Consider the following 20,723-nt stretch of genomic DNA (forward strand, 5'->3'; position numbering starts at 1 on the left):
TTCTTCATCAACCACTATGACTACCGCAGAATACATCCAATACGACGCCATGGGGCTGGCCGAACTCGTGAGGCAGGGAGAGGTGACCCCGCGTGAGTTACTGGAGATTGCCCGGAAACTGGCCGAGAACCTGAACCCAAAGCTTAACGCCATTATCCATCCGCTGTACGAAGAAGGATATAAAATGGTAGACGAGCTGTCGGCGGAGGCTCCCCTGCGGGGGGTACCTTTCCTGCTCAAGGATCTGGGGCTGGACTGGGCGGGTACGCCTTTGCGCTCAGGCAACAAAGCTTATTTTAAGTATGTATCCAGCGTAGACAGCTACTACGTAGAGCGCTGCCGGAAAGCCGGACTGGTTTTCTTCGGCAAGACCAATACCCCCGAGTTTGGCCTGACTCCCTTTACCGAACCTACCGCTTTTGGGCCAGCTCGTAATCCCTGGAACCTTGACTACTCGACGGGCGGGTCGAGTGGCGGGTCGGCGGCGGCGGTAGCGGCGGGTATAGTACCGGCGGCCACCGCTTCGGACGGCGGCGGCTCTATCCGGATTCCGGCCTCCTGCTGCGGTCTTTTTGGCCTCAAGCCCACGCGTGGCCGCATATCGCTGGGCCCCCTGGTGGGGCAGGCCTGGGGAGGGGCGGTGGTCAATGGTTCCGTTACCCGTACGGTACGCGACAGCGCGCTCCTGCTTGACCTGCTGAATGGCTATACGCCCGGTGACCCGTTTGTGGTTCAGGCTCCCGAGCGCCCTTACCTTCAGGAAGTCGGTACCGCCACCGGAAAACTCCGCATTGGCTTTACTACCCAGCACCCGCTGTCGTGGCATAAGGTGGATGTTGACTGTGTCCGGGCCGTAGAAAAGGCCGCCCGGCTGCTGCTGTCGCTGGGCCATGAGGTAGAAGAAGTACCTGTTCCCTTTGAACCCGAAATATTTCTTGAAGCCTTTATGCCCGTATACATGGGCGAAACCTCTTCGACCATTCGCCACCTGAGCAAGTGGCTGGGGCGACCCATTCAGAAAGACGACGTAGAACCCAATACCTGGCTCGTGGCCAAGCTAGGCGAAGCGTACTCCGCCGCCGACTATGCCCACGCTATGTACAAATGGAACGAACTGTCGCGGACTATGGCGACTTTCCACCAGCAGTACGACCTGTTTCTGACGCCCGTGATGGCACGGCCCCCCATCCGGATTGGGGAACTGCAGAATACCAACACCGAGAACTTCCTGCTGAAAATTCTCCAGACTACCGGCGGCTACAGCTTTCTGAAAGGATCTAAAATCATAGAGCAGGTCGCGGAGCGTACATTCAGCTATATTCCCTATACCACCATGGCCAACATTACCGGGCAGCCGTCCATGGCGGTACCTATGCACTGGACCGAGAAAAACCTACCCATTGGGGTAATGTTTACGGGACGGATGGGCGAAGAGGACCTTATGTTCCGGCTGGCCGCCCAGCTCGAGCAGGCGCATCCCTGGGCCGACCGTCGTCCCGCTCTGGGGTAGCTTCGGGGGCTTGGGCTGTCTGTTCTTAGCCTACTACCAAAGCAGTGTGTTGTAGGTACAATATTAAGTTAGAGTAAGGATTGGTTATTCCACAATAACTCGCTAATTTCGATTTTACCTTTGCTACTCAGGCTTTGCCGTAGTACTCAGGTCCACAGAGTTCCTCCACACCACCGGGTTACAAGGCTTAGGCCAGGCCATTCTCTGGTATTAGTACGGCAATCCGGCCTGCTTTTTGTTGGAAGTTATACCTCAATACAAAACTTTCTATCTCTTATTTTTTATGCTCAACCTGAATCCTGCTCTTGATGTCGATTATTTACAGCAGATCTACGGAGACGACGCTGTTATTATCAATATTATGCTGGAAACTTTCCTGGCGGATTCGTTGCCCCGCTGGGATGATATGGGTGAGCTGCTCCAGTCCGGACAGTACAGTCAGGCTGGTGACCTAGCTCACGGACTCAAACCCTCTTTCTCGATGGTGGGCCTTACCTGGCTTCACCCTAAAGTAGAAGCTTTTGAACGAATTGCCCGCTATGAATCGGACCGTACGGCGCTGCCGACCCTGTACCAGGAAATATCAGCGGAACTGCGCCGCATGAAACCCATTCTGGAAGAAGAAGTAGCCCGGCTGGGAGAAAGTATGTAATGGGAGTACGCTTTCAAACGATAGGGGTAAAAGGGAAAAATTGAACGGCGCGATTTTTGCTATAGCTACCCAAAGTACCTTAAGTCCTAAACCCACAAGTAGTTTTGATGAAAATCGGTATTGAAGCGCAAAGATTGTTCAGGCCTAAAAAGCACGGGATGGATGTAGTGGCGTTGGAACTTGTAAAGGCCTTACAACACCTGGATACACCTCATGAGTACTTCGTTTTTGTAAAGCCTGATGAGGATGTATGCTTAACCGATTCACCTAACTGCCGGATTGTCCCCATTCCAGGCAGCAACTACGCTACCTGGGAGCAGATACAACTTCCCTCATACGCACGAAAATACGGTATAGATGTACTGCACTGCACCGCCAATACGGCCCCCATCTGGCCCGGAGTACCGCTGGTAGTGACGCTGCATGACGTTATTTTTATGGAAAAGATGACGGGTCCTAATACGCAGACCTCTTACCAGCGCTTTGGCAATATGTACCGCCGGTGGGTAGTACCTAAGATTATAAAAAAGTGCGAGAAGATCGTGACGGTGTCTCATTACGAGAAAGAGCGGATCCAAAAAACATTACAGCTACCCGACAATGCCGTAGAGGTAGCCTATAACGGGGTAAGCAACCGGTTTTCTACCCCGCCCAACATGGATGAGCAGCTATGGGTAAAGGAGCGTTTTAAGCTTCCGGAGCGTTTTTTCTTTTTTCTGGGCAATACTGATCCCAAGAAGAACATGCCTACCGTTATAAAAGCCTATGCGCAGCTGGCCGAGTCGGTTCCTGATGTAAAGCTGGTTATTGCCGACATAGCCCCCGAAATTATTGAAGCCATTCTCAGTACCCTTGGAAAGAGAGAACTGATGGCGCAGATGGTCTTTCCCGGCTATATACCCGGACAGTACTTACCCTCTGTGTACCACCAATGCGAGGTATTTCTGTATCCATCGCTGCGCGAGAGCTTCGGGCTTCCTATACTGGAAGCTATGACCTGCGGGGTACCCGTTATTACATCCAATGCCGCTGCTATGCCGGAGGTAGCCGGAGATGCGGCTTTCCTGGTGGACCCCACGAATGCGGATGACATAACAGCTACGATGAAAAAAGCCCTGCTGGACCTACCACTCCGGCAAAAAAAGATTGCCGAAGGGTTGAAGCGCCCGGCCCTGTTTACCTGGGAGTATACCGCCCGCACTATGCTGCACATCTACGAACAAATAAAACCCTCGCATGATTGATCGTTTACGGCTGGAACTAGATCGCGTACGAATTGAAAATCCCGATGCCTGGCTACCGGGTGCTTTTGCCAAACGCCTCAGCTCCGGCGCTACCCGGCTCCTGAATGCGCGGTTTGCCCTGCGCAAATGCAGCCAGGTGGGCAAGTACGTAACGGTACGGGGATTTCCTCGAATTGAGGGTGCCGGCAAAATCATCATTAACAACGGAGCCAAAATATGGTCACACCTGGGTACCACCCAGCTCTCGGCGGGTAAGGGCGCCCGGATCATAATCGGAGAAGGTACCTTTATTAATACAGGTACTATTCTTTCGGCCCGGCACCTGATCCAGATTGGCCGCAACTGCCAGATCGCCAATCAGGTCATTATTATGGATAATGATTTTCATGGTACTGCCAATCGTGACGAAGAACCCGCTCCCGAAGCCGTTATACTGGAAGATAACGTGTGGCTCGCTACGCGGAGCATGGTACTGAAAGGCGTCCGGATCGGTGAAGGAGCCGTAGTAGCGGCCGGAGCCGTTGTGACCAAAGATGTCCCCCCCTATACAATGGTGGGGGGCGTACCCGCCAAGGTAATCAAGCAACTCAACCCTTAATATGAAACTCCTCCTCGAAATCTTCTTCTGGCTGGGAATCTTCCTGGTCGGCTACACCTACGTAGGCTATGGTCTGGTGGTGTGGCTGCTGATAAAAATCCGGAAAGCCTTTGGAATTACCCAGCCTATAATGAACGATCCGGACTACCTGCCCGAGGTAACCCTGGTAGTACCTGCGTACAACGAGCGGGGGTACATTGAGACCAAGCTTCAAAATTCTTTGGCCCTTGACTACCCGACCGATCGCCTGCAGCTGCTGTTTGTGACGGAAGGCTCCACCGATGGTACCACCGAACTACTGGAAGCCCAGCGGGGGCAGTACCCGAATCTGCGGGTACTGGGAGGGAGTGAGCGGCGGGGCAAGATTGAAGCGATGAACATGGCCATGCCCCAGGTCACCACCCCTCTGGTTATCTTTACCGATGCCAACACGACCCTGAATCCCAAAGCGATCCGGAACCTGGTGCGGCACTTTAAAGATCCGCAGGTGGGGGCGGTAGCTGGTGAAAAGCGAATAGAGGTACTTGAAAGTGAGGCTGCCGCCGGAGCCGGGGAGGGGCTGTACTGGAAGTATGAGTCTTTTCTAAAGAAACTTGATACCGAGCTACACAGCGTAGTGGGCGCGGCCGGTGAGCTATTTGCCGTTCGTACCAGCCTCTACGGGCACGTAGAAAAAGATACGCTGCTGGATGACTTTGTTATTTCCTTACGTATAGCCGGGCACGGTTACCGCGTCATTTACGAACCCGAAGCCTACGCGCTGGAACGCCCGTCTTTTTCTATCAATGATGAACAAAAGCGGAAGGTCCGCATTGCGGCGGGGGGCTTTCAGGCTATTGGTCGGCTGAAGTACCTGCTGAATATATTCCGGCACGGCTGGCTTACCTTTCAGTACGTGTCACACCGGGCTATGCGCTGGGCGGTGGCGCCTTTCTGCCTGCCTCTGATTTTGCTGCTGAATATTCCGCTGGCCCTGCTGCCGCAGGAAGGCGTACTTTCGGCACCGGCTTACCGGCTTATTCTGGCGGCGCAGCTGGGCTTTTACGCCGCCGCGCTGGTAGGTAATGTACTCGAAAACCGAAAGATCCGCGTGAAGCTGCTGTTTGTCCCTTACTACTTTTCTTTTATGAACTGGTGCGCTATTCTGGGCTACATGCGCTACCGGCGGGGCACTACATCAGGTATCTGGGAAAAGGTCCGGCGGGCCGAGTAAGTCTATTCGGTACCGTGTGGGGTATGGATAAATTTCTTTTGTGCTTCACCCATTTTAAGAATTGATTTAAAAAACCGAATAAACAGGGCTGGTACCTGGCTAAACTCCCGCCAGCCCAATTTTTGACGTAGCGCCGGAGGAGTAGAGATATAAAACGTAGCTACCAGCATCGCCAGCTGAATCGTTACGAACCAGGACAAGGTACTTAGTCCCCAGATCAGCCAAACCGGTACAGTAGCCCCCACCAGACCGCCCAGCAGCATAACCCGAGGAGGAAGCATGGTTTGTACTACTTTGTCGAAGTAATCAATATTGCCCCGGAGCAGATGGGCTATACCCGGCCAAAAGTTGAGCCGCAGGTACTTAATCTGCGCCGCGATCCAGCGGGTACGCTGCTTTTCAAAAACGGCCGCATTCTGTACTTTTTCGTCGTAGCAAAGAGCATCATCCAGGTACTCAATCCGGATACGCTGCTTGAGAAGCCGCATTTCCAGTTCCTTATCAAAACCCCCGATAGCCTGAATCTCGGTCATCAATTCTATAAACAAAGTATAGTCAAAGGCCATGCCTGAGCCAATCAGCGCAGACGACAGCCCCAGTACCCGGTGCCCTTTACGGAATATATGGTTGTTGATCTCTTCACTGACCGCATCCAGTATGGCCGTACCCGTGTTGGTATTCTTGGCGGTTCGGTGGCCCTGTACTACTTTCCAGCCCCGCTCCATCGCCTGACTGACCCGATCCAGAAAGTCAGGAGCCATGACATTGTCGGCATCCAGAACGACTGCCACCTCAAACTGGCCGTCCAGTTGTTGTAAAGCCGCATTGAGGGCCTTAGCCTTGGTAGAAGTCTCAAATACTACCTCCACCACCCGGATGGGCAACGCCCGCAGCTTAACCAGTGTATCGGGTTGGAGGGAATCTGCAATAACTACTACCTCAAACCTATCTTTTGGGTACTTCTGCTCCAGCGCCCGCACGGCCGAATCCACAATGACCGCATCTTCTTTGTAGGAGGGTAGAAAAACCGCCATCCGCCGCTGCCGCGGTCTGGCTTCGGGATGGTAGGTAGCAGGCTTTCGGAACATACCCGCTACGGCAAATACAAACAGATAAAGTGTAACGAAGGCCGTAGCAGAAAAGAGCAGGTAAGCCAGCAGAGTCAGGAGTTCCATAGAGTTAGTTGGTCAGGTTCCAGGTTACGCCCCGCCAGAAAGCAGCGAGGTAATCCCAGCGTTTTTTGAGGAGGTAGGTCAATGTATTTTTGGGAATAGAGATACAGGAAAAAAAGGCCAGGCCGGCAAGGCGTTGCCAGCTACGGTAGTTACGGCGGAGAAACAGCACCCGGTTGCGGGTCTGGTAGTATACCTTTAGCGGACTTTGCTTACCGGTAGAAACCGACTCTTTGTGTAAAATTTCTGACTCCGCCACGTACCATACCCCAAAGCCATCGCGACGGGCCCGGGCGCACCAGTCCAGCTCTTCGTAGTACAGAAAATAGGCGTCGTCCATCAGGCCCGTTTTTTCTATTAATGCCCGCGAAACCAGCATAGCGGCTCCATGGATATAGGCGGTGGGGCCACTTTGGTTGTAGCTTCCGTCGTCTTTCTGTCGGTGCCCTATAAAATGTCCTCGTCCGGTCAGCGAGTTTATTTCGGTACAGCCCGCGTACTGAATCAGGTTATCTTCGTAGTAGTACTTAATCCTTGGGCTCACCATGCCTATCGTCGGGTCCGCTTCCATCCGCTCCACCAGTGGTTCCAGGAAGCCGGGAGGTACTTCGGTGTCGTTGTTGATGAAAAGCAGGTACTTGCCCTTTGCCTGCCGTACGGCCAGATTATTTCCCCCCGCAAAACCCAGATTAGTAGTACTTTTCAGGAAATGCACCTCCGGGAAAAGCGGAATCAGCTCGTCGATGCCCTGCTTCGGGCTCCCATTATCTACCACCCAAATCTCGACGTTTGGATACGTGACCTCCCGCAGGCTACGCAGTAGCTCCGCCGTGACCTGCGGCTGATCGTAATTGACAGTAATGATCGATACAAGAGGGCGCATGAGGTTGGGTTCGATGGGTTAGGGCGTTGCAGTAAGTACTTTATTTTCAACCTCTGTCTCCGGTACTTCGCTCGCAAATACATTTCTCAGGACAATGCCGCCAAACACCACTCCCACCACCACGGTACCAATGGTAACCACGGCCACCGGCACCGGCTGCTGCCAGTAATGCAGCACAACTACGTCGCCAATGATATTAAACGCCGCCATGAGTACTACCTTGATCGTGTTGAAGCGGGGGCGGCCCAGGCTGTCCAGCGTGACGCCAATGAGCCGGTCGGCGGGCAGGAACAGGCTGTACACCGCGAATACCCGCAGCAAAATAGCGGAGTCGCGGTAGGCTTCGCCTCCCAGCAGTACTACCAGCGGCTCGGCCAGGATAAAGCACAGGATACTTACCGGTACCAATACCAGCGTCAGCAGCTTTAGTTCTTTGAAAAATAGGGCTTTCGCCTGCTGCAAACTGCCTTTTTCCCCGTACTGCGAAAGCTGGGGCAGCAGGGTAGCCATAACGCTGCGCAGCGGGATCTCTACTATTTCAATTAGTTTGTAGGGAAGGTTGTAAGCCGCTACGGCCGCCGAAGAAAGGTAGTACCCGAGCAGGAAGGTATCGGAGCTTTTGAGCAGATTGGTACATAGCAACGTACCAATCGTGTATTTTCCAAAGTTCCACAGCTCACGCAGCTGCTGCCGCTGAAACGTACGCAGGGCCTGCCAGTGCGTCCATCCGGCCCCTACGGCCCCTATTGACACCAGCAGGTACAGGCCCGTCTGCGCCCAGGCAATGCTTTCCAGGGACCACTTCTGCCAGAAGCCCAGCGTTACAAATACCAGAAAGGGTACCGTAAAGCCCAGCCGCAGCCGCAGAATATGGTCGAAGCGCCCCTCGGCCTGGCGTTGCCAGAGCGCCACGCTGTAGGGCCAGGTAGCCAGCAGCAGCCAGGGCAGCTGTGGAAGTACCAGCCGCCATTCGTCGGGAAGCTCCAGCCCTATCAGCCCCGCACCTCCCACCAGCAGGCTCACCACCACCGTAAAAGCGCCGCTAATGGCCCAGGTAGCACCGGTGTAGCGGTTGTCGCGGGTGGCGGCGTGGTAACGGACCAGGGCCGTATGAACCAGCCCCGACCTGAGCATGTCCAGGAATGTCCAGACGGTCAGGTACAGGATCCAGGTACCCAGCTCGGTTGGTGTAAGGGTACGCGCCAGTACCATTACGCCCAGAAACCCGGAAGCGGCACTGACGCCTACTCCGGCCAGGGAAAGCAGACGGGGATTTTGTAAAAGTTTTTTCAGGACCAAAGAAATAGCGGAGGTTTAGGGTTTGAATCTTTACTACTCGTATACTATACCGGTGCTACTGCCCCCGGCTTGGCCACATTTTTCCCGTTTTTGTCACGGATAACTTTGTCAATAATAGCCTCCAGCTCCCGCGCCCGTTCCGGCCATGAGTTTTGCCGCGCCACCTCAATCCGCTCCTGCCGGGCCTGCCAGGAAGCAGGCCCTCTGGCCGCCCGAACGGCTTCTATAAAGCTATTTTTTGTCGGGCAAACAGCCACCACTTCACCGAATGCTTCCAGCGGGGCAAAGTCAGTACTGACCACGGGTAGCCCGACGGCCAGGTACTCATTGATTTTCATCGGGTAAATAGCCGCCGTCTGCTCATTTTTTACAAAAGGAATAAGCCCGACCTGAAACCCGGCCAGTATGCCCGGAAGCTCTTGGGGAGTTTTGGCACCCGTAAAGCGCACGTTTGGCAGGGCACGCAGGGCTTCAATAGCGGCCTGAACGTGTGGCTTGTCATACACAATGCGCCCCACCATCACCAGTTCCTGTCCGGGAAGCCTGCGGGCCAGGTCGGTCAGCAGGTCGTAGTTGAGGCGGCTATCAATACTGCCTACGTAGCCCATCGCTTTGGGGGTAGCCGGTTCAGAAGCAGGTATATCAATTTTCTGAAATTCCTCGAAATCTACTCCGTTGTGGACCAGGTAGACAGGCTTGCCGAATGGTTTCTTGGAAGTCAGTAGTCCATCTGACGAGACTACTACGGCATCCGTTGTCTCCACGAAGTTTTTTTCGGAGCGGGCTCCGTGTTTTTGGGCCCAGGCGCAGGTACTTATCTCATCATAGCAGTAGTAAATAAGGCACTGCTCTCCGAGCTTTCCCGCCAGGGGTATTCCCACCGAAGGATTGAAGGCATTGATTACCACCGGGTTTTGAATCGCCAGCTGGTGGTAGGCGTTCCGGACGGCTCTTAGTACCAGGCGGGCGTTCAGGCGCTGCAAACCGTCGTACAAGCGGGTATGGGTCAGAAAGTTGACTGGTAGTACCGGCGGCGGCGTCAGTACATGAACCGTGGCCTCGCCCACCTTTACCTCCCGGAGCCTCCCCGATAGCCCGAGCAGGCGGCTTACCGGAACAGTACCGGGTTTCAGAACTCCCATCAGGGCATCTTTCCAGGTATACTGGTAGTCAATGTATAGCACCCGGTGCCGCCGTGCCAGCGCTTCCATCAACTTCACGGTACTTTTGACATAGTTGCCCTCCCAGGAGGGAAAAGCAACGCAAACAATGTCGTAGGCGGCCATAGGTACTACTCCTGTTTTTTGAGGATGGACGTTTTTATTTCGAGAATAAAGCCAATCGACTGAGCCGCATCCTGCGCTTGCTTATAATTCTGGTAAGGGCCGGTTGTTACCTGGTAGTTTCCGCCCGCCGGGTCGGCATCCTGAATTTTGACCTGGTACCCGCCGCCCATGAGCTCGCGCTGGCGCTGGCGGGCGCTGTTGCGGTCTTTAAAACTACCGGCCTGCACGTAGTAGACAGTAGTAGTGCCCGCCGCGGGAGTTTCCTCGGCGATGGCTTTGGGGGTTGCCGGTTGTTCGGGGGCAACTTTGGTTTCTGTCAAGGCCGGTGTTTCTTTTTTGGGTTCAACCGGTTTAGGTTCAACCACCGTGGGTGCCGTGTCCCAGTCATCCTGTACGACGAAGAGGGAAGTATCCTGCGCCAGCACCTGGGTAGTATCGGCCAGGGCTATCAGTTCCTGGTCAAAGGCGGAGGAGTCACTGACTGAGGGTAGCTCGGCCGCTACGGCTTCTTCGGTGGTCAGAGCGGGGGGTGTAAACCAGTACATCAGGAAGTCCTGACCTTTGGCCCGGGGCGAAATGGCCCACCAGAGAAAGGCTATGCCAATGACGACACCGACAAACATACTACTTTTGAGCAGCCAGCCATACCGCGAAGCGTGGCGACGTCGGCTATTTCCGGATTTGTGGGGAGTCTCTTTCTGCTCCACCTGATTAGTAGGATTCAAGGTTGTTGATTTTGTTTCGTCTACTGATGCGGTTCTGGGGGGCGTGGTAGGGAACGTTCTCCAATGGATAGCTTCCGCGTTGTTCGGCAGCGCGTGATTCTGGGAAACCACGGCCGCAGGAATCAGCAGATGCTTCAGCCATTGCCGCAGCGAAGAGCGGTCGCGGGGTACTTCCCCGATCAGCTCCTCCAGCTGGTCGTGCCGGACCTGGTTCAGGAGTAGCCCAACGGGGGCGGGGGTGGTTTCTACGTAGGTTTGCAGCGCGTACTGGTCGGAGGTACGCCAAACGGCCGTAGCGTCGGCCACCAGCAGCGAAAATCCGGCCTGTTGTACCCACTGCGTCAGCAGGGGGTAGTTGAGCAGGGCCGGTAGCTCTACCAGTACAAACTGTACCTGCTCCCAGGCAACGCGGGGTACCTTCTCTTTCAAACTGTCCAGACTGCCCAGGTCGGGTTGCCACCGGTAAGGTACCACGCCCCCCGCCTGATCCGACAGCCCGTGCGGATTGAACCAAATGGCCTTATCGCCCCCCTGACTTATTTTTTTTTGCAACCGGGCGGCAAAATGGCTTTTGCCGGTACCTTCCTTTATGCTGAACAGTAGTATCCACACGGGCTGCTGAGCGGTAGTCTGGGCCAGCCGCTTGATCCGGGACACGCACTGGTTGAGGGTACGGTCTTCGATGGTACCGTAGTGGACATAGCTTTTGGAGGTTTCGAGCAACGGCAGCCCCCCCACAAAAGGGAGTCCTACCTGATTTTCGGCCCGGGTTGATTTTTTGAGCGACCAGTCAAAGTACTCTTTTCCTACTATAAAACCCAGTACCAGCATTAACCCGACCATAAAGGAGGCAATGACCAGAATAAGCCGCTTGGAGGGCTCCGGCTGCGCCGGGAACTTGGGCGGGTCAATGATTTTCAGGTTGGTTGACAACAGCAGATTCTGCTCCCGGAGCTTGCTGACGTTGAGTCCGTGCAGAATTTCGAGGTATTCTTTCTCGGCTACATTAATTTCCCTCTCGAGGCGGCTCAGGCCCGAACCCAGCGGTGCCAGTTGCTTGTAATGGCGGCCGTGATTCCGCTTTATATCGCTCAGGACCAGCAGGCGGGCTTCGTTTTTATCCACACTCACAAAGGCGTCGATCCAGTCGTCGAACATGAGCTTACCCGGCACTCCGTTTTTGGAGTTATTGGTATCGTACAAGTCGTTAATGCTGCTGCGGGTCCGTTGCTCGTACTGCCCGATGCTGTTCTTTATCCTTTCAACATCGGCCTGACTGCTCTCCGGGTTCATTTCAAGCATAGCGAGGCGGGAGTTCAGCAGGGATAATGAATCGCGGAGGGAGTTCATCCGCTGGTTCTTCAGGGCTACATCCTGCCGGATACTCAGCTTGCCCTCCAGGTTTTTCAGGGCCGACTTGGAGGCTTCCAGCTCCGAGCGTACGCTTTGTATTTCAGTTTCAATGTCGCGTTCCTGCGCCGAGATATTTCGGGTTTGCTCCTCGTAGTTGATAATGTTGTTCTGGCTGGCAAAATCCTTCAGCTTGTTTTCAGAACCGGTTAGCCTTTCGCTGGCCGTCCGGAGCTGTTCTTCAAAGTAGGTAACCACGTTGCTGGTTTCGCTCACCTTCATTTCGCGGTATCGCCGCACAAATACCGAGGTAATCAGTTCCAGGGTTTGCTTTACTACGGCCGGGTCATTGGCGTAGTAGGTAATCTTGACCATGTCACTGGTGCCCTCGCGAACTACGGTGAGTTTGGAGGTGATACCCTTTACGCTGTAGGGACCATCCTTGGGGTTCAGCAGTTTTTCGGCAATAACGTTTTTGGAAATCTGGGAGTACCTGTAAATATTCTCGACGGTCTGGTCTAATGACTGGTAGTTTACTACCTGCCGGATTACTTTTTCGGGTAGTACCTCGTGCAGGTGCCTGATGGTTTCTTCGTTGGCTACGCTGCGGTCGGTTTTCCGGAGCATCAGGTGCGAAGCCAGCAGCCTGATTCCTACCTCTTCCAGATTGGTGCGCGCCTTCACCGTGTTAATCAGGTTGTCGAAGGCATTATTAACAGTAAAGTAATCGATTCGGTCGTTATCACCTGATTCCAACGTATATCCTGAGGCTAATCCGGTATAAACCAGTGTGTTGGCCGAAAATTCCCGTTTGGTATTCCGCGTCATAAAAAACACGGCTACTGCCAGAGAGGCCGGAAACAGCGCCAACAACCACTTGTGATCCAGGAGTAAACGTATGAATCGAAGTAAAGACATGAATTTTTAGTATAGCTTCAACCCGGACAGCGCTTCCAGGGATTTTATATTTTCGTATAAATACTGCTTGGCAACTTCGTATTCGGCAGCAGCCCTTGATGATATTTCTATGATTCGGGACAGGTCGGCTACGGAGGTACTTCCTTCCTCAAATTCTTTCTCGGCCATCTGCCGGTTCAGTTGGGTGGTTTGCTTGGCTTCACTTTTTATCCGGAGCAGGTTTTGGGCGGTCTGGATGGCATAGTACCTCGTTATGACCGCCAGTTCAACCTCTTGCTCGGAAGCTTCCTTTCTTTCCAGGGCCTCCTGACTTTCGTACTCGGCCATTTTAACTTCACTTTTCCGGCCTACTATATCAAGCGCCGACACCCGTACATTGAAGGCGGCCCGGTACCCGTTGTTGACGTTACGAAAAGCGTCGACGGTACCCGACGGCTGCTGTAGTATAAGCGCCTGATTGCCCAGCCCCAGCTGTAAGTCTATACCCAGCCCTTCCATCCATTCGCGTTTTTTGTATTCCAGGTTGTACAAACTCCTGTTCATGGAAGCGTCCTGCATACGCACAGAAGGGGCGTTCCGAATGGCCATATCCACTACTTTTTTGAGCGGGGGCAGTGTAATCATCATTTCGCCGGACCCATTGGCAGGCGATTGGGCCCACGTGCCGGTCCAGACTATGCTACTTACTACAAGTACTATCCACGTTGTAATACCCCGGACTTTTTTCATACGTTTTCGGATTGAAATAATGCCGGAATCGTCTTGAGTATGATGCTCATATCCATCCCGAAAGAAAAGTTTTGTACGTAACGGATATCCAGCTGAACGCGCTCTTCTTCTGACATATCGGCCTTACCTTTTCCGCGCTTGGTTACCTGCCATAGACCCGTAAGGCCGGCCGGCCCCGCAAACCGTAGTATATGCTCGTCGGTTGTGAGTTTTTCGGCTTCGTAAAGGGGCAAAGGACGGTTACCGACCAAACACATATCTCCTTTGAAAATATTGAACAGCTGAGGCAGTTCATCCAGGCTGGTATTGCGCAGAAACCGGCCAATGCGCGTAATCCGGGGATCGTTCTGAAATTTCATGAAAGCAGCCTTGGCTTCTTTTTCTTCCAGATACTGTTTTTCACATACCTGCTTGCCGTCCAGAAACAGCATGTGACGGCACTGGCCGTTGTTCCGGCACTTATCGCAGAGGGTAATGTTGTCTTGAGCCGCCTTTAATTCCTCCTGCTTATTGTACATATTCAGGGAGGCCATTTTTTTGATGAGCTGGTCGGCGTCGGTACGCATGGTCCGGAACTTGTACAGCTCAAAAATTTTATAGCCGGCACCCACCCGCTTGGACTTGTACACAATGGGGCCTTTGGAGTCCAGCTTGATAAGAGCCGCTATCAGCAGCAGCAGGGGCGAGAGCATCAGCAGGGCGGTACCGGTTGCCAGTACGTCAATGGCGCGTTTCCAGAGCGGCGTCTGCACATGAAGTACCGATACCTTCTGGGAGGCTTTCATGGCTGCGTAGTGCTGCCGCTTCACAAAGTAATGCAGGCGGGTGAGCAGGTCGCCCCGGTCAAAATTGCTCGGGAATATATCGTCTACTTTCATCCTTCTTGCTTCCTGGATTAACTCGGGCGTAAGGCGTTCGACGGTCAGGATGGTGGGTATCTTGCGTAACCAGGCACTATTGTGAATAGCTTCCAGGAGTGGTTTGCCGCCTGCCTCCAGGCTGGCAATTACCGCATCGGCCGGGTAGTGTTCTTCGAGTGCCTTCAGCGCGCCTCTCATGGTATCAAAGTACTCAATCTGCAAGCGGTCACCAAAGTTTTCGATAAACCGGATGCTCTGTTCGTAGTCTTTATTAAGGTATACGACTCTCAGAAGAGCAGGCATTATGGCGATCTCTGATTTATTATGTGTAGCAATGGAGGTGAGTGTTTCCATGGGGTGTTAGTTATGAGAATAGCGATTGATACGTCGTAAAATAGCGTTGACTTTGGCTACTACTTCCATGGGGTTGAATGGCTTAAGCATAAAGTCATCGGCCCCCAGGTTGAGGCATTGAATCCGCTCGCTGCTTTCGTCGGTACCGGATAGTATAATAATAGGGATGTCACTGTAGAGGTTGCTGGCTCTGACGACCCGCACAAATTCCTTTCCGTTGAGGTTAGGCATGTTCAGATCGGCAATGATCATATCTACGTTGTATCCTTCTTCCAGCCAGGCCATGCCCTCCATGCCATCCCCTTTTGTTACGACCTGGAAGTCTTTCCTCAGAAAATGCTCCAGTACTTTACTGGTACTAGGTTCATCGTCTATGAGCAATAAGCTTTTTGGGTAGTTCATAGGATTAGTGAGAAAAAATTGTTTTTCAGTATAGTGTATGTTTATTGAGCGGTATTTTCTGTTCCTGTAAGCTTTGGTCGTGGCGGTTTCGTGTAAATAGGTACAGAAAGCCAATACTCATGTATAGTATGGTACCCGTCGGAATTTGTCCCAGTACCTGATTCCCGTAGCTGGCGACGGCAATGCCCGTCAGGCCCGCGTATAGCCCCAGCAGTTGTTGTCGCTGTAGGGTAGAGGGCATGGCCCATAATTTTTTAAAAAAGTAAAACAGGAAAAACAGGATCATTCCCAGGTGCAGTATCAGCCCAATAATGCCTGTTTCAGCCCATATCTTTACATACCAGCTGTCGGTGGGGGTTTGAGCCAGTACCGTATTGGGGCTAAACTTTAGACCCCAGTAACCAGCCGAACCAATTCCGCCTCCCAGCGGCCGCGAAGCCAGGTAGGTAGCCAGCTTCTTCTGGTTTTCCAGGCGTACCATGAGCGAGGGTTCGTTGGGGTCAAGCGCGCTGCGCATACGCTGTACCTGGTAGTTGCTCTGCCCGATATACGTAAACTTCAGCATACCGAACAGCAGGAACGCCGCCAGCCCTCCCACTACCAGCAGCCTGAAGTTGCGTGCCATGAGCAGGTAAACCGCAAACCCTGACAAGGGCACAAAAAGCGCCCCACGGGTACCCGATATAAGCATAGCATAAAAACATAACAAACAGGTAACTATATAGAAGGCCCGTTTTTTCAGCGGAAAAGCCCCCAGGCTCATAACCAGGCTGGCCAGACCGGCGTGGGCCATGGCGGCTCCAAACTGGCCCGCATCGGAATAAAATGAAAAAACCCGCAAACGGCCTTGGAGTAAATGCGTCGAGGCATTGCCGGCGTTAAGCCAGGCCTGCTCGGCGGCATCTACCCCCCATATAAATTGTTTTGTACCGTACAGGGCAGCTATACACGACCACCCGAACCATATCGTAATGAATCTATTCAAATGCTTCTCGTGGTTCATCTGCTCCATGACCAGCAGTACCGTCAGGACCAGGTACAGGGCTACCCCACGGATGGCATAAAACCAGGCAGTCATACTACGCGCCTCCGGGTTAACTACCTCAATGAGACAGTACACTACCCATATGCCAATTGCGATTAGTACCGGGTTGCGACGCAGCATAGGCCACTGTCGGGTGTCGAACCGGTAGAAAAACTCCGCTCCCAGTGTCAGCACCAGCAGGGCGTCAACGGCCAGCCCCAGCGGGGCCGATATGTACCGGGTCAGGCCTATGGCTACAAATGACACCACCAGTACCGAGTATAACCCTACTACCGGTACTTTGAAAATCCACACCAGGTATGCGATAGCCAAAGGCAGACCCAGCAGGGCTACTATTGCCAGTAATTGCCCTTTAGTAATAGCTGCCGCCAGCGCCGCTATGAGCACCAGCAACAGTAAAACGTGTAAAAGATGACGCAAGCCCAGGGCCATAGGTGCTGTCTGAATGAATTGGTAGATGATAAAACACGCCTTCTTTCGGGTCTGGTGTGGTTGGTAAAGGGCAAAAATTAAGGTACTTCCCGGCCGTCCTCCTACCGCTTGCTTCCCTACTGACTGTGCCGTATCGTCGGCGGACCAGGTTCTAAACCCGTTTTGTAGCAATAATTTTGCCAATTCTATACCCGATAAAATATATCCTGTCTGGCAGATTGCTGTTTCATAAATGATTTTTGTATTTTGCTCTCGAAAAGAACCGTGACATGAATAGCCTAGATTTTCCAGAGACCTTAGATAGAGTACTATTAAAGGATATATATGATGATGATGCTGAATACGCTTACCTGATGTTTGGATTGTTTCTGACCGAGATTGTCCCGCAGATATATACTTTGAGACAGGTGGCTGAGCAGCAGAACTGGCCACTCCTGCGCCAGATAGCGCACAAAATCAAGCCTACCTTCGGTATGGTGGGGGTGCCGCAGATGGAGCAATTCTTTGATAAACTGGAAGCCGAAACACAACTACAATCGGCCAGAGCTATAATTAATAGTATTGATGAAAAATTGGCTCAGGTTTTGCCGGTAGTTCAAACAACCTACGCTCATCTAAAAAATCTTCAGGATGAAAATTAACCTTCGGGATGAAAATTAACTGTTTGATTGTGGATGACGAGTCCATGGCACGTCAGTCGCTGGAGCGTCTTTGCACAAAACGACCTGAACTTACTGTTATGCACGTTTGTACCAACGGCAATGAGGCCCTGCAGATAGTAGAGTCCCGGACCGTTGACCTGATGTTTCTGGACGTAGAGATGCCCGGACTTACGGGTTTGGAACTTCTGGACCTGCTTCCCTATTCGATGCCGGTTGTCCTGACTACCTCCAAAACAGAATATGCTTTTGCCGCCTTCCAGTACCAGGTCATTGACTACCTCAAGAAACCCATTACCCTGCCCCGTTTTAACCAGGCCGTCGATAAGGTAGTAGATACCATCAAAGCGGCTCCCGCCACACCTCCTCCCACCAACGATATTTACGTACGTACCGACGGGCGTTTTGTAAGGCTTGCTTTTGACGATATTCTCTACGTGGAAAATACGGGCGACTACGTCAAGATCCGGATGAATTCGCACACCCACGTAGTACATACCACCATGAAAAACCTGGAAGAGAAGCTGGACCCACGGCGCTTCCTGCGGGTACACAGAACCTTTATCGTAAACCTGAGCCGCATTATTGATATTGAAGAAAACACCCTGGTGATAGCCGACAAGGTTATACCCATTAGCCGGGCCAACAAGGCCGAACTGATGAACCGCATCAATATTCTCTAAGGTTTCATTTCTATGAATTGAAATAAATACTACTCCTTTGCTGCCTTAGTGCTACTAAAACCTGTCTTTCGTACAGAATGGTCGGTTTACAATTTGAGAATTGGTCGTGTTTCTCTAATTTTACCCTGTTTTTCACGTAATCATTACACAGAAACCAATTCTGATGAAAGAAATAGCATTCAGAGACGCCATTCGGGACGCCATGACGGAGGAAATGCGCCGCGATGAGCGGGTATTCCTGATGGGCGAAGAAGTAGCCGAGTACAATGGCGCTTATAAAGCCAGCCAGGGCATGCTTGATGAGTTTGGGCCGGAACGCGTGATTGATACCCCCATCGCCGAGCTTGGTTTTGCTGGTATTGGGGTAGGAGCTGCCGCCAACGGCCTGCGCCCGATTATTGAGTTTATGACTTTTAACTTTTCGCTGGTAGCTATTGATCAAATCATCAACAGCGCCGCGAAAATGCTTTCTATGTCGGCGGGTCAGTACTCAGTACCTATGGTGTTCAGAGGACCCACCGGTAACGCCGGACAGCTGGGCGCTCAGCACTCACAGAACTTCGAGAACTGGTACGCCAACACCCCCGGTCTGAAAGTAGTGGTACCTTCTAACCCGTACGACGCCAAAGGACTGCTGAAATCATCTATTCGTGATAATGATCCGGTTATTTTTATGGAATCGGAGCTGATGTACGGGGACAAAATGGTCATACCCGACGAGGAGTACCTGATCCCCATCGGAAAAGCCGATATTAAAAGTGCCGGTAAAGACGTAACAATTATTTCGTTTGGTAAAATGGTACCCCGGGTAGTAATGCCCGCCGTTCAGGAGCTGGCCAAGCAGGGTATAGAAGCGGAAGTAGTAGACCTGCGTACCGTTCGTCCCATTGACTATGAAACCGTTATTGAGTCCATTAAGAAAACCAACCGCTGCGTAATCGTAGAAGAGGCATGGCCTTTGGCTTCGATTTCGTCGGAGCTTTCGTACTGGATTCAGCGTTACGCGTTTGACTACCTTGATGCTCCGGTAATCAGAGTAACCAACCGGGATGTGCCGCTTCCATACGCCACTACGCTTATCGAAGAAATACTTCCCAATGTAAAGCGCACCATTGAGGCGGTGAATGCGGTCATGTACCGTTAATTTTAGCTACTACTATTCCTGTATATCAGTGAGGCCGTCTCTTTTTCAAAGAGCGGCCTTATTTGTTAATAGCTCCTTATGGCTATAATTTCCTTAACTAACGTAAGCGTCCGTAAGTACGACACTCCCGTCCTGCACGAGCTGCAGTGGGAGGTACTTTCAGGACAGCAGTGGGCGATAGTTGGCAGCAATGGCTCCGGCAAAACTACCCTGCTCGAAACCCTCGCCGGGCGCTGGGCTACCGCCCGGGGCACGCTCCGCCGGCAGGGTACCGTCGAGTTTGTCGCCAACGACTACTCCTTTAACCGTATCGTAAGGGCGGCGGCCCAGTACTACCAGCAGCGGTTTCAGGCCTATGAGGCTGAGGTAGCCCCTACGGTGCGCGAGGTACTTACCGGACAACTAAAGCCCGTAGGTACTGTCAACGAGCAGTCGGTGCAACTACCCAACCTTGCCCTTGACGCCGAACGCTTTGAGCAGGTAACCCGGCTGCTGCAACTGACGCCTCTGCTGGACCATCCTTTTATTACCCTTTCCAACGGCGAAACCCGCCGGATGCTTCTCGCGCGCTCACTGCTGAAAACCCCGGATATTCTCCTGCTGGACCACCCTTTCGTTGGTCTTGATGTACACTCGCGGGAAGTACTGCGGGAAGCTCTGGCCGCGCTGGCCCGGCAAGGTGTTACCATTATCCTGGTTACCGCCCCAACGGAGCTGCCCCCGTACATTACGCACCTGCTCGAGCTGGACGGCGGCCGCATCACCCACGCCCTGCCGTTACCGGACTGGCTGGCTACCCGGCAGGCTGCCCCTTCGGTGGCTCCTGTACCTACCCTAACGGCCGACCTGGGTCCTCCTCCCTTCGGTGCGTACGAGTATGCGTTCCGGCTCCGGAACCTGCGGGTAGTGTACGATGGTAAAGCCGTACTGGACGGCGTAAGCTGGGACGTGAAGAAAGGGGAGAAGTGGGCGCTCAGTGGACCCAATGGTTCGGGGAAGTCTACCTTGCTGAGCATACTGACGGCCGACCATCCGCAACGCTTCGCCAATGACTACGATCTGTTTGACCAGAAACGGGGTGGCCGGGGGGTATCTATCTGGGATATTAAGCGACAGATAGGGCACGTATCGCCGGAACTGCACCTGTATTTTCCGACCGATGCCCCGGTGTTCAAAACCATTGCATCGGGCTTTTTTGACGCCACGGGGGTATACTTCCGGCAGCTTTCGCCCGGGCAGGTCCAGCAGGTGATTCAAAAGGCCCGGCTCTTGGGGGTAGAGCATCTCCTGGATCGCACGTTTAGCAAGCTTTCCAAAGGCGAGCAGCGGCTGACCCTGCTGGCGCGGGCACTGGTCAAAAATCCTCCCCTGCTCATACTGGATGAGCCCTGTCAGGGACTTGACATAGCCGCTATTGAACAATTTAAAGCCGTGGTGGATGCCGTAGCGGGTACTCCCGACCGAACCTTGATTTATGTATCACACTATCCGCACGAAATTCCTGATTGCGTGACCCGAAAGCTACAGCTGAAGGAGGGAAAAGTAGAAGCGTAAAGAATTGGGAA

The 20,723-nt window shown here is 53.0% G+C and carries 18 protein-coding genes; 9 read left to right on the top strand and 9 right to left on the bottom strand.

Annotated features, from left to right (window positions below; genetic code table 11):
- Positions 1 to 16 precede the first annotated feature (16 nt).
- The 5 genes from VGN67_RS22550 to VGN67_RS22570 all read left to right on the top strand — a co-directional run bounded on the left by VGN67_RS22550 (position 17) and on the right by VGN67_RS22570 (position 5,217).
- A complete protein-coding gene (locus VGN67_RS22550) occupies positions 17 to 1,510 on the top strand; it encodes an amidase (protein WP_327489433.1) in 1,494 nt (497 codons plus the stop codon).
- A 283-nt stretch (positions 1,511 to 1,793) separates the two neighbouring features.
- Positions 1,794 to 2,162 carry an Hpt domain-containing protein gene (locus VGN67_RS22555; protein WP_327489435.1) on the top strand — a complete coding sequence of 123 codons (369 nt, stop codon included), beginning with the start codon at positions 1,794 to 1,796 and terminating at the stop codon, positions 2,160 to 2,162.
- A gap of 107 nt (positions 2,163 to 2,269) precedes the next feature.
- Positions 2,270 to 3,406 (top strand): glycosyltransferase family 1 protein, encoded by a 1,137-nt coding sequence (locus VGN67_RS22560; RefSeq protein ID WP_327489437.1) that lies wholly within the window; start codon positions 2,270 to 2,272, stop codon positions 3,404 to 3,406.
- 370 nt (positions 3,407 to 3,776) lie between these two features.
- Complete coding sequence (locus VGN67_RS24600; protein WP_414717367.1) at positions 3,777 to 4,004, top strand: acyltransferase; 228 nt, start codon at positions 3,777 to 3,779, stop codon at positions 4,002 to 4,004.
- A 1-nt stretch (position 4,005) separates the two neighbouring features.
- Positions 4,006 to 5,217, top strand: a complete 1,212-nt coding sequence (locus VGN67_RS22570; RefSeq protein ID WP_327489441.1) for a glycosyltransferase family 2 protein — start codon at positions 4,006 to 4,008, stop codon at positions 5,215 to 5,217.
- A 2-nt stretch (positions 5,218 to 5,219) separates the two neighbouring features.
- On the opposite strand, the gene VGN67_RS22575 is transcribed toward VGN67_RS22570, so the two are convergent.
- Genes VGN67_RS22575 through VGN67_RS22615 form a run of 9 tightly spaced genes read right to left on the bottom strand, consistent with a single transcriptional unit; the run spans position 5,220 to position 16,855 of the window.
- On the bottom strand, positions 5,220 to 6,392 hold the full coding sequence (locus VGN67_RS22575) for a glycosyltransferase family 2 protein (RefSeq protein ID WP_327489443.1): 1,173 nt from the start codon (positions 6,390 to 6,392) through the stop codon (positions 5,220 to 5,222).
- A gap of 4 nt (positions 6,393 to 6,396) precedes the next feature.
- Positions 6,397 to 7,272, bottom strand: coding sequence for a glycosyltransferase family 2 protein (locus tag VGN67_RS22580; protein ID WP_327489445.1), 876 nt, complete (start codon positions 7,270 to 7,272; stop codon positions 6,397 to 6,399).
- A gap of 18 nt (positions 7,273 to 7,290) precedes the next feature.
- Positions 7,291 to 8,571, bottom strand: coding sequence for a lipopolysaccharide biosynthesis protein (locus VGN67_RS22585; protein ID WP_327489447.1), 1,281 nt, complete (start codon positions 8,569 to 8,571; stop codon positions 7,291 to 7,293).
- A 44-nt stretch (positions 8,572 to 8,615) separates the two neighbouring features.
- Entirely contained in the window at positions 8,616 to 9,857 is a 1,242-nt protein-coding gene (locus VGN67_RS22590) for a glycosyltransferase (protein ID WP_327489449.1), read from the bottom strand.
- A 5-nt stretch (positions 9,858 to 9,862) separates the two neighbouring features.
- Positions 9,863 to 12,850, bottom strand: a complete 2,988-nt coding sequence (locus VGN67_RS22595; RefSeq protein ID WP_327489451.1) for an SPOR domain-containing protein — start codon at positions 12,848 to 12,850, stop codon at positions 9,863 to 9,865.
- Between the two features lie 6 nt (positions 12,851 to 12,856).
- Positions 12,857 to 13,579, bottom strand: coding sequence for a TolC family protein (locus VGN67_RS22600; protein ID WP_327489453.1), 723 nt, complete (start codon positions 13,577 to 13,579; stop codon positions 12,857 to 12,859).
- Positions 13,576 to 14,793 (bottom strand): sugar transferase, encoded by a 1,218-nt coding sequence (locus tag VGN67_RS22605; RefSeq protein WP_327489455.1) that lies wholly within the window; start codon positions 14,791 to 14,793, stop codon positions 13,576 to 13,578. Before VGN67_RS22605 ends, VGN67_RS22600 begins: the two co-directional genes overlap by 4 nt.
- A gap of 6 nt (positions 14,794 to 14,799) precedes the next feature.
- Entirely contained in the window at positions 14,800 to 15,195 is a 396-nt protein-coding gene (locus VGN67_RS22610) for a response regulator transcription factor (protein ID WP_327489457.1), read from the bottom strand.
- 25 nt (positions 15,196 to 15,220) lie between these two features.
- On the bottom strand, positions 15,221 to 16,855 hold the full coding sequence (locus VGN67_RS22615; protein ID WP_327489459.1) for an O-antigen ligase family protein: 1,635 nt from the start codon (positions 16,853 to 16,855) through the stop codon (positions 15,221 to 15,223).
- 86 nt (positions 16,856 to 16,941) lie between these two features.
- Here VGN67_RS22615 and VGN67_RS22620 point away from each other — a divergent pair, with 86 nt between their 5' ends.
- The 4 genes from VGN67_RS22620 to VGN67_RS22635 all read left to right on the top strand — a co-directional run bounded on the left by VGN67_RS22620 (position 16,942) and on the right by VGN67_RS22635 (position 20,712).
- Positions 16,942 to 17,313 (top strand): Hpt domain-containing protein, encoded by a 372-nt coding sequence (locus VGN67_RS22620; protein WP_327489461.1) that lies wholly within the window; start codon positions 16,942 to 16,944, stop codon positions 17,311 to 17,313.
- 8 nt (positions 17,314 to 17,321) lie between these two features.
- Positions 17,322 to 18,014: a LytTR family DNA-binding domain-containing protein gene (locus VGN67_RS22625; RefSeq protein WP_327489463.1), complete on the top strand. Its 693-nt coding sequence runs from the start codon at positions 17,322 to 17,324 to the stop codon at positions 18,012 to 18,014.
- A gap of 163 nt (positions 18,015 to 18,177) precedes the next feature.
- Positions 18,178 to 19,158, top strand: a complete 981-nt coding sequence (locus VGN67_RS22630; protein ID WP_327489465.1) for a pyruvate dehydrogenase complex E1 component subunit beta — start codon at positions 18,178 to 18,180, stop codon at positions 19,156 to 19,158.
- Positions 19,159 to 19,236: 78 nt separating this feature from the next.
- Positions 19,237 to 20,712, top strand: coding sequence for an ATP-binding cassette domain-containing protein (locus VGN67_RS22635; protein ID WP_327489467.1), 1,476 nt, complete (start codon positions 19,237 to 19,239; stop codon positions 20,710 to 20,712).
- Positions 20,713 to 20,723 lie beyond the last annotated feature (11 nt).

The sequence above is a fragment of the Telluribacter sp. genome (assembly GCF_035998675.1).
GTDB lineage: Bacteria > Bacteroidota > Bacteroidia > Cytophagales > Spirosomataceae > Telluribacter.

Excerpts from the sequence above, each read along its gene's own strand:
- VGN67_RS22575 (WP_327489443.1), bottom strand. The coding sequence starts at position 6,392 with ATGGAACTCCTGACTCTGCTGGCTTACCTGCTCTTTTCTGCTACGGCC.
- VGN67_RS24600 (WP_414717367.1), top strand. The coding sequence starts at position 3,777 with ATGGATAATGATTTTCATGGTACTGCCAATCGTGACGAAGAACCCGCT.
- VGN67_RS22620 (WP_327489461.1), top strand. The coding sequence starts at position 16,942 with ATGAATAGCCTAGATTTTCCAGAGACCTTAGATAGAGTACTATTAAAG.
- VGN67_RS22630 (WP_327489465.1), top strand. The coding sequence starts at position 18,178 with ATGAAAGAAATAGCATTCAGAGACGCCATTCGGGACGCCATGACGGAG.
- VGN67_RS22590 (WP_327489449.1), bottom strand. The coding sequence starts at position 9,857 with ATGGCCGCCTACGACATTGTTTGCGTTGCTTTTCCCTCCTGGGAGGGC.
- VGN67_RS22625 (WP_327489463.1), top strand. The coding sequence starts at position 17,322 with ATGAAAATTAACTGTTTGATTGTGGATGACGAGTCCATGGCACGTCAG.
- VGN67_RS22610 (WP_327489457.1), bottom strand. The coding sequence starts at position 15,195 with ATGAACTACCCAAAAAGCTTATTGCTCATAGACGATGAACCTAGTACC.
- VGN67_RS22580 (WP_327489445.1), bottom strand. The coding sequence starts at position 7,272 with ATGCGCCCTCTTGTATCGATCATTACTGTCAATTACGATCAGCCGCAG.
- VGN67_RS22595 (WP_327489451.1), bottom strand. The coding sequence starts at position 12,850 with ATGTCTTTACTTCGATTCATACGTTTACTCCTGGATCACAAGTGGTTG.
- VGN67_RS22570 (WP_327489441.1), top strand. The coding sequence starts at position 4,006 with ATGAAACTCCTCCTCGAAATCTTCTTCTGGCTGGGAATCTTCCTGGTC.
- VGN67_RS22550 (WP_327489433.1), top strand. The coding sequence starts at position 17 with ATGACTACCGCAGAATACATCCAATACGACGCCATGGGGCTGGCCGAA.
- VGN67_RS22600 (WP_327489453.1), bottom strand. The coding sequence starts at position 13,579 with ATGAAAAAAGTCCGGGGTATTACAACGTGGATAGTACTTGTAGTAAGT.
- VGN67_RS22635 (WP_327489467.1), top strand. The coding sequence starts at position 19,237 with ATGGCTATAATTTCCTTAACTAACGTAAGCGTCCGTAAGTACGACACT.
- VGN67_RS22605 (WP_327489455.1), bottom strand. The coding sequence starts at position 14,793 with ATGGAAACACTCACCTCCATTGCTACACATAATAAATCAGAGATCGCC.
- VGN67_RS22560 (WP_327489437.1), top strand. The coding sequence starts at position 2,270 with ATGAAAATCGGTATTGAAGCGCAAAGATTGTTCAGGCCTAAAAAGCAC.
- VGN67_RS22555 (WP_327489435.1), top strand. The coding sequence starts at position 1,794 with ATGCTCAACCTGAATCCTGCTCTTGATGTCGATTATTTACAGCAGATC.